The organism is Halalkalibacter akibai JCM 9157 (assembly GCF_000513135.1).
In the GTDB taxonomy this organism is placed as follows: Bacteria; Bacillota; Bacilli; order Bacillales; family Bacillaceae_D; genus Halalkalibacter; species Halalkalibacter akibai.
In genome coordinates this window covers 1-11,718 of sequence record NZ_BAUV01000074.1, presented here as the reverse complement: position 1 = coordinate 11,718, position 11,718 = coordinate 1, and the positions used below count along the sequence as shown (strand labels likewise).

9 protein-coding genes are annotated in these 11,718 nt (G+C 33.5%); 8 read left to right on the top strand and 1 reads right to left on the bottom strand.

Annotated features, from left to right (window positions below; genetic code table 11):
* The first annotated feature begins 84 nt into the window (after nucleotides 1-84).
* The 4 genes from JCM9157_RS21590 (at nucleotide 85) to JCM9157_RS21575 (ending at nucleotide 3,848) form a co-directional block, all read left to right on the top strand.
* Complete coding sequence (locus JCM9157_RS21590) at nucleotides 85-591, top strand: GNAT family N-acetyltransferase (protein WP_035668214.1); 507 nt, start codon at nucleotides 85-87, stop codon at nucleotides 589-591.
* Between the two features lie 160 nt (nucleotides 592-751).
* Nucleotides 752-2,044: a globin-coupled sensor protein gene (locus tag JCM9157_RS21585; protein WP_035668212.1), complete on the top strand. Its 1,293-nt coding sequence runs from the start codon at nucleotides 752-754 to the stop codon at nucleotides 2,042-2,044.
* Nucleotides 2,045-2,205: 161 nt separating this feature from the next.
* Complete coding sequence (locus tag JCM9157_RS21580; RefSeq protein ID WP_035668210.1) at nucleotides 2,206-2,718, top strand: RNA polymerase sigma factor; 513 nt, start codon at nucleotides 2,206-2,208, stop codon at nucleotides 2,716-2,718.
* A complete protein-coding gene (locus JCM9157_RS21575; protein WP_035668208.1) occupies nucleotides 2,715-3,848 on the top strand; it encodes a DUF4871 domain-containing protein in 1,134 nt (377 codons plus the stop codon). The genes JCM9157_RS21580 and JCM9157_RS21575 overlap by 4 nt, the downstream gene beginning before the upstream one ends.
* Nucleotides 3,849-3,926: 78 nt before the next feature.
* Here the strand turns inward: JCM9157_RS21575 and JCM9157_RS21570 are convergent, their stop codons facing one another.
* Entirely contained in the window at nucleotides 3,927-6,269 is a 2,343-nt protein-coding gene (locus tag JCM9157_RS21570; RefSeq protein WP_158318636.1) for an EAL domain-containing protein, read from the bottom strand.
* 361 nt (nucleotides 6,270-6,630) lie between these two features.
* Between JCM9157_RS21570 and JCM9157_RS21565 the strand changes: the two genes are divergently transcribed.
* The 4 genes from JCM9157_RS21565 to JCM9157_RS21550 form a co-directional block, all read left to right on the top strand.
* Nucleotides 6,631-8,019 carry a glycoside hydrolase family 18 protein gene (locus JCM9157_RS21565; RefSeq protein ID WP_052013306.1) on the top strand — a complete coding sequence of 463 codons (1,389 nt, stop codon included), beginning with the start codon at nucleotides 6,631-6,633 and terminating at the stop codon, nucleotides 8,017-8,019.
* A gap of 323 nt (nucleotides 8,020-8,342) precedes the next feature.
* On the top strand, nucleotides 8,343-9,308 hold the full coding sequence (locus JCM9157_RS21560) for a BMP family ABC transporter substrate-binding protein (protein ID WP_035668204.1): 966 nt from the start codon (nucleotides 8,343-8,345) through the stop codon (nucleotides 9,306-9,308).
* 38 nt (nucleotides 9,309-9,346) lie between these two features.
* On the top strand, nucleotides 9,347-11,131 hold the full coding sequence (locus tag JCM9157_RS21555; RefSeq protein WP_235715070.1) for a sensor histidine kinase: 1,785 nt from the start codon (nucleotides 9,347-9,349) through the stop codon (nucleotides 11,129-11,131).
* A gap of 326 nt (nucleotides 11,132-11,457) precedes the next feature.
* A partial coding sequence (locus JCM9157_RS21550) for an anion permease (RefSeq protein ID WP_035668199.1) occupies nucleotides 11,458-11,718 on the top strand: 261 nt, incomplete at its 3' end.

Genomic DNA, 11,718 nt, shown 5'->3' with positions numbered 1-11,718 from the left:
AAAGAGGATTTTTATCGACGTATAATGAATAAACATCATATGCGTTTATCATTTAATAAAAAATAAAGAAGGAGAAGTCTTTTTGTGAAACCAGTTCATATAACTCAATTACATTCAATAGATGCCTATTTAGAACAGCTTTCCCAACTCATAATTCAGGTCGTTGATTCCAACGCGTCAATTGGCTTTTTACCACCACTTAGTGTTACAGATGCAACAGAATACTGGAAAACTGTTCTTGCTCCAGAGGTAGCCTTGCTTGTTGCAATAGTTAACAACCAAGTTGTTGGAACAATTCAATTGCAATTAGTAACAAAACAAAATGGAACTCATCGCGCTGAAATTGCTAAGCTAATGACTCATCCTAAACACAGACGAAAAGGAATTGGTCAGGCCTTGATGATTGAGGCTGAAAAGTTAGCCAAACAGAAGGGAAGGTCCTTATTAGTGCTAGATACTAGGGAAGGTGATCCCTCCAATAATTTATATAGAACCTTAGGTTATATTCAAGCAGGACGCATTCCTAACTTTGCGAAATCCTCACAAGGACGATTGGATGCAACCATTCTTTACTATAAAGAATTACTGTAAAAAAACTCTTAGGGGGAGCATTTATTACTACTCCCACATATAAAATAGGAACTTATCCCTACATTAGGTAGTTAAGGAAACTCTTCCTATATAACCTTAGAACTAATTCTTTTATAATAAGTTAAAATCATTTCTAAGGTGTTAATAGGGGGAGTTATGAATGCTTTTCAGAAAAAAGGAAGATCCATCAGTACTTAATATTGATCACAACAAAGGCTCATTACATATAAAAAACGGAAGTGAAGTTGAAAAACAAATTTCGATGATTGGGCTTTCTCACTCTGATTTACAAGTTATTCATGCTATACAGCCTTTTGTAATTGATCAAATTGAAGATATTGTAGATGGTTTTTATAAAACTTTAGAGAATGAACCTTCTTTGCTACGTATCATCAATGATAACAGTTCAATAGATCGTTTAAAGAAAACATTAAGACAACATATTATTGAAATGTTTGATGGCGTTGTTGACGAGGCTTTCTTTGCGAAAAGAATTAAAATAGCTCAAATCCATGTAAGAATCGGTTTGCAGACGAAATGGTATATGTGCGCTTTCCAAGATCTTTTATTATCATTAATGGATATCATTGAAACAAACATACCAAATAGAAAAGAATGTTTTCTTACTTTAAGAGCCGTTTCTAAAATCTTAAATTTAGAACAACAATTAGTTTTAGAAGCTTATGATAACGAAACGAATCACTTAAGAATGCTCGTTGAGGAACAACAAAATTCAATACGCTCTAACGTCATGAGTACGTCTCAAAATTTGGCTGCAGTTACCGAACAAACCAATGCATCATTTCAACAGCTTATTTCTCAATCCGCTGAAATGGTTTCTCTTGCAAAAGCAGGAACTGAACATTCAAAAACTACTCAAGTCAGAGCTGAAGACGGAAAAACTCAAATTTCAAAACAAACAGCCAATATGGCTAATATCTATAACTCCGTTGACGATATCTCGACTGATGTAAATATTTTGTTAGAAATAACTCACCAGATGCAAGGGATTGTTGATATTGTTACCGGAATTGCGGACCAAACAAATTTACTTTCTCTCAATGCCGCAATCGAGGCTGCTAGAGCCGGAGAATTCGGTCGTGGATTTTCTGTAGTAGCAGGTGAAGTACGTAAATTAGCTGAACAAACTAAAAATTCTGTAACTGATGTTGCAGGGTTAATCGAAAACACAAATACTCAAGTTGGCAAATTAACAAAGTCCCTTGAAAAAATTCGATTTGAAGTTAAAGATGGCAATGATAACACACAAGAAACAGAGAAACATTTTGAAATGATTGTAACAACAATGGGCGAATCAAGTGAACAAAATAAACAAATGGAAATTGAACTTGTTTCCTTTGTTAATGTCGTAAATGAATTAGGTAAAGCTTTTGAAGAAGTAGCTGCTGCAGCTGATAACCTTACTATATTTACTCAAGAGATGGGTAATTAAGGATAGACGTATAAAAGATTATTCGGAAAGAGACACATTGGTCAGTATATCCAATGTGTCTCTTTCTATTGCCCCTTTTTCAGTAGAACTTCTAAAAAGAGTGTAACCTTTTATAAAGAATTGCGTCTAAGTGGTATATTTATGGCAATGGGGGTGTTTAAGTGGAAAAACAGAGAGACACAGAAATTAGCGACTGGTATCAATTACACGGGGACGCAGTGTTAAGTTTTATTCTTATTATGGTGAGGGATTATCAATTGGCAGAAGATTTAACCCAAGAAACCTTTGTAAAAGCATACCGCTTTTTTGAATCATTCAACTATCAATCTAATGAAAAAACATGGTTGTTTACAATAGCTCGTAATATCACCTTTGATTACATGAGAAAGAAAAAACCGATCCAACTCTTAAAGGAGATGTTTATGATAAAAAAAGATGAAACACCTTCTCCAGAAGAGTTTGTATTAATGAAGGAAGACTCAAAAGAATTGTACTTAGCCTTGTCCAAAATGAAAACGAACTATAAAGAGGTGATTGTATTAAGGAAAATTAAAGGTTTCAGTATTGAGGAGACTTGTAAGATTCTTCAATGGTCTGAAAGTAAAGTGAAAATTACCTTGCATAGGGCACTCTCTGAACTTGAAAACCGACTAAAAAGGAGTGATTTCCAATGAAGAAACATTCAAACTTAGATAGGTCACTAGCCAGAATGGACGAAAATATGGAATGGGATCCAAGACGTAAGCAAAGAGTAGAAAGACTAATTAAAAATCAATTACACGAACCTTATTTTAAAGATAAGAGTATTAGAAGTTTTCATCCTAAATCATTAGTGAGTGTATCAACAATCATTCTATTTGGTATACTAACTATCCTTTTTTCTAATTTGCTATCAGGATCATTCCAACAGGAACGTAGTGGAAGTATTTTTCAAGAGTTAGGAAATGACAGCTTTAAACAATACGTAGAAGACGGAAATGTAAGAGAGGTAGACCTTACATTCGAAGATGAACGATACAAGACAACTATAAGTGAAGCTTATTATAACCATACACAATTGGCCATTAGTTACAGAATTGAAGCCTTCGGAAAAGAAAATCAAGATTTAGAAAGTTTAATTTTGAACAAAAGTCCATTTAGAATGTTCATTGATGGCCAAAAGTGGTTTTTGCCAACGATAGGACCTTATAATTTGCAAGAGGACGGAAAGGTGTTGGAAGGAATTTTAAGTGTAGAAGGCACTAACGATTTCCAGGATAGCATCTCTGTAGGAATCGAATTTAAAGAGATAGGCGAAAATCACTCTTTCCTATTTGATATAGAAAAAATTAATAGCTACAATGAATCTAATGCCACACCGAAAAACGTTCTAAAGAAATTCACAAACACTGATGAATCACTTTTAACAGACATATTTACCATTCCAGTGGAGTTCAACGATGGAGGAATGGGTCGTTATTTCTTAATTGGTGAAAAAGAAAAAGTAGCTTTTCAAATTGCTTCTGGACTAGAAGATGAATCGGTTACAATAGATCAAATTAGAGCCAATGAACCGAATAAATATATGTGGTATGTCTGGGGAGAAAATCTCGCTAATGCTTCCTTCGAGGTAATTGGAACAAATATAAACAAAAATCATCAATCTCATGTTATCGAAGAAAGAACCTTAACTTTTGGTACAGGTATGAACGGTTCAGATGCGACTATTCCAACTACCATGTCTTTCCCGACATCTGGTGTGTGGAAATTAGATGTTTATGTTGATAGCATGCTATACAGTAGCATATTTATAGAAGTGTTATAAGATAATTGTTTGCATGTGAGTTCAAAATCCAAATAGGAAAAAGCACCTTACTACATAGAAGGTGCTTTTTTCGTTATTTTAGTCATTTATATAATAAGTACCAGTCCATTTACTATCCATAAGAAAAGTTCGTTCAAATTCTTCTTTAGGAAGAGGTCTACTAAAATAATATCCTTGTGCTATTTGACAACCGTTTTTCTCGAGGAATAACAACTGCTCTTTTGTTTCAACACCCTCTGCAACAACTTTAAGGTCCAAAAATTGAGCCATTGACATGATTGTCTGCACGATAGCGATATTATTACGATTGAAAGGTAAGTCTTTAATAAATGAACGGTCTATTTTCAATGTATCTATAGACAAAGTATTTAAATATTGGAGAGAACTATACCCAGTTCCAAAATCATCTAAGCTAATTTTAACTCCTAAGTGCTTAAGATCATTTAAGATTATTGACGCAAAGTTATTTGCAAATGGTATATTCTCTGTGATTTCTAATTCTAAATACCTTGGTTCCATACCCGTTTTCCTTATAATTTCTTTTAAATCCCTTAGAAAATTCGGGTGTGTGAATTGAATAATAGAAATATTTATCGCTAACGTAAAAGGGGAGTAGCCGTTTTCTACCCACTGTTTCCACTGTAAGCAAGCTGTTTCTAATATCCACTGACCTAATGGAATAATTAATCCATTTTCTTCACTTAATTGAATAAACTCTTGTGGAGACACTGGTCCTCTTATTGGATGATTCCATCTGATTAGAGCTTCAACGCCCACCATTTTTCCGTCCGATATATCTATCAGTGGTTGATAGACCATCGAAAACTCTTTTCTTTCAACAGCATAACGTAGATCATTTTCTAACTGAAGATTTGAATAAGCTTCCTTATCCATATTAGGTTGATACATCATAAAGTGATCACCTGAATTTTTTTTGGCGGCATACATCGCAACATCAGCTTTACTCGTTAAGACTTCCAGCTGTTTGCCGTGGTCTGGAAAAAGACTTGCACCAACACTCGTTGAAATAAACAACTCATGATTTTCGATCTGAAAGACCGATCGAAGGGATATTAATAACCTTTCAGATAAAGCGGCTATTTCTTGTGAGCTAGTATTCTTAAGAAATATTAGAAATTCATCTCCACCTTGTCTACATATCAAGCCCTCATCGCCTACACATAATTTTATGCGCTTTGTTGCTTGAACGAGTAACATATCTCCAATCTTATGACCTAACGTATCATTAACAGATTTAAAACGATCTAAGTCTAAGAATAATAAAGCTAACTTCTGATTTTTATTTTCTTCTTCAATCGCTTTGCTTAACTGTTCTTCAAAAAATCGACGATTAGGTAGTCCAGTAAGGTGATCGTGGTTAGCTAAATATTCAATCTGCTCAAGTGATTCCTCTAGTTTTTGATTCTTTTCATTTAATTGCTTTGTTCTCTGATATACTTTATTCTCTAATTCAGTCATGAGGGTATGGTTTTGCATAAGAGTGTGTACTTGACGAATTATGATTAATAACGTAGAAATCATACACCCAACAGTAATTGTATTAAAACTGTTCCCGCTCTTAATAATAAAAGCAAATAATAGAATGACACCTAAATTCGGTAGCCATAAGCGAAAAGATAAAAAAGATCTTGTATGTGTCGAATGATCACCACTATTTGCTACTATAACTAAATCTTGTGAGTAGAAAGACGTGAATCCAATAAGTAAAAGACCTAAAGCCCATAAGATGTCAATTAAATGTCCTGTATAATATATTTCTCTACTTTGAAGGTATAAATAAAGAGTATCTGCTGCCAAAAAAGCAAAGACCCCAATTAAGAGTAACCTCATCACATTAGAAGACATTTTAAAGTTAATTGTATTAAACACACATAAAAGCAAGAAGAATAGTACTAAATCACCAATAGGATAACTAATTCCCACTATTAGAAATAATATGTTGTAAGAAAGAGAGTATTCAATAATAGGTTGTAAAATAAATTCCCAACTTATAGCTGTCACGACAATTAAGATAATTAACGCATCATATGTAACTTGGACAAAACTCACATTTTTTCTGTTTTTATATAAAATACTTAAGAAAGAAAGGAGAAGAAATAAGATCATCACTACCCAGAAAAAATCAGCAACTGACGGAAAGGGAGCTTCAATCCCAACAATTACTTCATAATAATTCCACCAAAGCATCGCAACTAAATAACTGAACATGGATAATAAAAGGTAAAACCAGAACATTTTATCTTTTTGATTAGCGTGTTTAAAACCTTTATATAACCATATCGTGGAAATTGCGGGTGTTAAAGTGGCGAAAAGATTCGCACCAATTGAGAAAATAATTTCATTGGATTGATACATTAAAAGAAAGGCTGTATATGTAACTAAATAGATTATGATAAGCAAAAGGGGTAAGCTCTTAGTTTTTTTTATCGTATTCATGGTTTTTGTCCTTCCATATAATAACTAGTCTAAAATACCCATTAATAATATACTATTATTGTTAATCTTACTATTAAAACAGAGAAAATTCTACAAAATTCTACAAAGATATCAAAAAGAAATCTATTAAAAAGTAAATAAACTAGACTACACAGAGACTGGAATTCTCTGTGTTTTTTTCTTTTTATTTAAAAACCAGCTGTAACTACTATACTAGGAAATATTACTAGTAAGTCTTCCTCAATTTACTGATGAGAATACCGATATAAATGTAGAATAGCATCTTTGTATTTTACTAAAGTTATAGAAGGGGAGAACAAACGTAATGAAAAGAAAAATCATCTCAGTCTTAGTCATCATTTTACTAGCCTTTAATTCTATTAGCTTCATTGCCGAAGCAAATAGCGGGAGAGGGAACTCAGGGAACGCACCCGGAAAAAATAAAGAGACTACTACAGAGGTTGTACAGCAACCAGTAGCAGAATCAGAAGTTCCTGAAGAACAAAAAGAAGCGAACGAATCTATACAACCAACTGAGGAAATAAACACTACTACTCATGTTGTTCAGTCTGGAGATACACTTTGGAGACTATCTCTTCAATACCAAACAACGGTAGAAAACATTAAACAGTTAAATAACCTAACTTCTGATGTGTTATTTGTAGGACAAGTATTAGTTGTTCCAGCTTTACCACCGTCTGAACCCCAACCAAAAGAAGAACAGGAACCGATTGTGGTAGAACCTATACAAGAGGTAAAGAGAGAGTTAATGAATTTAGCCTACTATACAAAATATTGGCATACTGATATGAACTCTTACAATAACTTAACCAGTTACCATTCATACCTCAATAGTATTGCTGTAACGGCTTACGACGTAACAGCAAAAGGAACGATTGAAGGGTTTGATGCTCCTGAAGCAGTAGACTTTTCAAAAGCCAATAGTGTTACGCCATATGTAACGATTCAAAATAAATTTGATCCTGCAATGACAAATATCATTCTTTCCAATCCTTCACTTAGAGCAACAACTATTCAAAATATGTTAGAACTCGTTCGAGTAAAAGGATACGAAGGCATTAACTTAAACTTTGAAAATATGTATGCTTCAGACAGAGCAAACTTTAATCAGTTTGTAAAAGAATTAGTAGAAGTGTTCCATGCACATGATTATCCAGTTATTGTGTCGGTACCCGCTAAAACGGCTGATTTTCCTACGTGGGCTTGGAGTGGGACGTTTGAATATCGTACTATTGGAGAATTAGCAGATTACGTTCAAATTATGACATATGATCAACATGGTTCTTGGGGTGAGCCGGGTCCAGTAGCAGGTCTAAATTGGGTAGAGAACGTGCTAAGATATGCAACAAATGAAATTCCTGCTGATAAAATTCTCATCGGGTTGCCAGCCTATGCATATGATTGGAATCTAGACCAACCTTCTAGAAACCGAGCTATTACATGGAAACAAGTGAAAACCCTTTTAAATACAACTGGTGCCTCAGTTAAGTGGGATAATGCTGCACAATCACCATTCTTCCAATATACTGATGGAAACGGAGAACGCCATACTGTTTGGTTTGAAAATGAGAGTAGTATTACGTTAAAGACAGAATTAGTTCACAAATATCAATTAGGTGGAGTATCGACTTGGAGAATGGGGCAAGAAGACGAAAGCTTTTGGAATGCTGTTCAACAAGGACTTCAAAGATAAAAAGTAAGATTTATATAAATGGGCATTGACTCATTTAGAAATTATTAGGAACTGAAGAACGAGGTTCCTAATAATTTTCTTATTTCAAGAACCTGTGGGGATAAAGACTTAGCTTTCGAGTATAGAAGATTTGTTACATATCCTATGTAGGATATTGTCTATTTATATGGTTCTTGCTATAATTACTAGTTAAGGCATGGGGTTACAGGATCTTATCCTTACTATATATGTCTAGTTAATATAATACGCATAAAAAGAATACTAGACCATTTTCTTATTTTTAAGTAGAATAGACAAAGAAACAAAAAAGGAGAGAATAATTGATGCAACAATCAATTCACCCTAGATGGATCCTTCTTTTAACCGTGGTTGTTGCTAGTGGATTTATTATTTTAATGATTATTAAAGTAAGTAATGTTCTAAGCGAATCATCGTTTACTCCTAAACTAGAAGATAAAACCCGTGTAACAATTCTCACTACAGACGAAATTATAGATCAAAGTTGGGGAAGTTTAGCGTATGTTGGACAACTTAAAATAGAAGAACAATTTCCTGTTGAGGTTACATTATATAGTGAAATTAATACGGAACCATTACAAGAAGAAACACTTGAAAAAGTGTTAGAAACTGGTGTAGAAGTAGTTATTGGCCATGGTAGAGAGTTTTCAGAAATTTTCACAAGATATGCTCCTCTTTACTCCAATGTGCATTTTGTCACAATTCATGGAGATGCGGTACATGAAAACCAATCTGTATACTCGTTTAATCAAGGCGAAATTGAAAGAAAGGCTGGTATAGCAGCAGCCTTAATATCAGAAACAAGTAAAATAGGTTTGATTGATGCAGTTGATGCACGTGAAGAACAGCCTCAGTTTGAAGAAGCTCTTTATCAGGTTAATCCAGATATTTCATTGTTTTATAAGGTCGTCAATAGTTGGGATGACAATTCTAAAGCCGTTGAGTATATGGAGGAGCTCGTAAATGAGGGTGTAGATGTTGTTTATTCAAGAGGGAATGGTTTTAATAGAGCTGTCATTGAATATGGAAGGAAGCATCAAATTTACATGATAGGATATTTAGAAGATCAATCCTATATGGCCAGTGAATGGATGTTGACGAGTGTGATGAATGATGTTTCTCAAATGTATGTAGCAATAATGAAAGATTATTTCAGTGAAGAAGGTATTTTACCAGGTGTTAAATTGTTAACCGAAGAAGATGGAGTCTATCAACTTGCTCCTTTTGGACCGATGTTTACAGAAGAAGATTTACGATTCATTTACGAATAGCCGTGTCGTGTGAAGTGGGGAGAATTATGAGGAATATTATGAAGAAAATGTCTTTTCGAAATAAAATTTTAATTGTTCTCCTTTTAACTACTATGATTCTTAGTAGTTTTTCTTTCATTTTACTCCATTCAATTGATCAAGTTAATACCGTAAGTCAGGAAATTAATCAGAATACGATTCCTGAATTAGTATGGCTTACGCATTGGCAACAAGAACTCCTTACGAGAAAAATGCTAATTGAAGGATATATTGAAAATAATCATTGCTGTTATATTGTAGAATCCTATCAATCTTTCATTTCTACGTCAGATGATGAGGTTAAATTATCTAACGGTGATCCCCCTAAATCGTTAGTGCCTTTGAAAACAGAGATAGATTTATTAGACTTTGCGATTATGAATAAAGTTCAAGGACTTATCTTATTTAGTGATCAAGAAATTTTAGAGTCCTATTTGCTGAACGAGTATCTAGTCCAATTAGATACTATTAATAATCAACTAAATATAAAAAAAGACAACGTTATTTCGTCTTTAAATAATCACACGAATCACTTTTCAAGAATAATTAATGAATCATTATGGTTATTGTTAACGTTAACAATTGCTGCTGTTATTGCGGCCGTTTTCTCAGCTTATCGAATCAGCTCAAATTTGACTCAGCCGATTGAGAGGCTTGTGCAAAAAGTCGATCAAATTGCCAATGGTCATTATGGAATGAAGGTTGAAGAAACGGCACAGGTAGAGTTTAGACATCTGACAACTTCTATAAATAAGATGTCTCTAAGCTTAAAAGAATCATTTGAAACCATTCTTAAAGATAAAATCTACCGAGAACAAATATTAAATTCACTTCCAGTTGGAATTATAACCTTTGATAAAAGGTTATCTAATGTTTCATTGAATCAGACTGCAAAGCAGCTACTAGGAAGCGAGGAATCGGTTATTTCGGTTCCATTAAATAGATCTAAAGAAAACAAAATGTTTTGGGACGCTTTGTCTTCAAAAGAGATCATTAGTAATGTTAAGATTCCTTACTATACTTCAATTGACGAACGTTCATTGTTGGTTTCGCAATCTGAGCTTCTTGATCAAAATAAAGATACGATCGGTAGAATTTTTTACTTTATTGATATTACGGAGACGGAAAACTTAGAGAAAAGAATGCATCATTCTGAAAAGTTAGCTCTTGTTGGGGAACTAGCAGCTGGAGCAGCTCACGAAATACGCAATCCATTAACGGTAATAGATGGCTTTTTGAATCTAATGAATAGTTCTTTTACTGGAATTGAAAAAGAAAAATTTCATTTACCGTTAATTTTAAAAGAACTTGAACGAATTAATGCAATTATAGAAGAAATGCTACTTCTAACTAAACCAAGCGCACCTCATTTTAAAGAACTTTACTTAGAAGACATCATTAACGATATACTTCCTTTAATTCGACATTCGGTTGAATATAAAAATGTGGAATTCTTAATAGATTTAGAGAGAGTTTCAATGAGAGTTGATGAGAAGCAAATGAAACAAGTGTTTCATAATTTAATTAGAAACAGCATCGAATCTATGGAGGAAGAAAGTCGTATTTCCATATACTCTCGATGCACAGGCAATCATTATGAGATTTATGTTGAGGATAGTGGGAAAGGTATACCGAAGTTTATTCAATCGTCAGTCTTTGACCCGTTTTTAACGTCAAAAGAAACAGGGACTGGATTAGGTTTGACGATCGTCCAACGGATTATTGATAATCATGGAGGCCATATAAAATTAGCTTCTTCTAATGAAGAAGGTACCACGTTTGTTATTACGTTACCTCTTAAATAGAGCATCTATAAAAGCTAAGTATGAGATATTCAAAAAAATATTTCATGCTTAGCTTTTTTTGAGTCCAACATATTATCAGGGACGAATGGAGGGAAGTATCTTATTATATGTTTATGATCGAAACTTTGATATAGCGATTTTTTATTAGTTTACATAACATATATTATAGGAACCAACATATAATAAAGAAAATACGTATCATAAACCTAGTATACTTTATATTTTGAGACGAAAAAAATTTCTCGATTTATCATGAACTTTTATTCAGCAACGTATATTTAGATATGCTTGTCTAAATCTGTTTTTGATTGCGAGTGATTTTTATTATGACTTATTCACATAGTCAATGGTTAGGTCTGTATTTGGGTCCATTTGTGGCTAGTTTACTTTACTTAATCCCCGGAATTACACAATTACCCAATGATGCTAGATCTGTTTTGGCAATTACAACTCTTGTAGTAATTTGGTGGATTACTGAACCTATTCCAATGGCTTTTACTTCCCTTCTGCCATTTATCTTACTTCCATTTTTTAGTGACATTAGCTATTATTCAACCGCAATTTCTTATTTTGACCCTTTAATCTTA

Excerpts from the sequence above, each read along its gene's own strand:
- JCM9157_RS21585 (WP_035668212.1), top strand. The coding sequence starts at position 752 with ATGCTTTTCAGAAAAAAGGAAGATCCATCAGTACTTAATATTGATCAC.
- JCM9157_RS21575 (WP_035668208.1), top strand. The coding sequence starts at position 2,715 with ATGAAGAAACATTCAAACTTAGATAGGTCACTAGCCAGAATGGACGAA.
- JCM9157_RS21565 (WP_052013306.1), top strand. The coding sequence starts at position 6,631 with ATGAAAAGAAAAATCATCTCAGTCTTAGTCATCATTTTACTAGCCTTT.
- JCM9157_RS21560 (WP_035668204.1), top strand. The coding sequence starts at position 8,343 with ATGCAACAATCAATTCACCCTAGATGGATCCTTCTTTTAACCGTGGTT.
- JCM9157_RS21555 (WP_235715070.1), top strand. The coding sequence starts at position 9,347 with ATGAAGAAAATGTCTTTTCGAAATAAAATTTTAATTGTTCTCCTTTTA.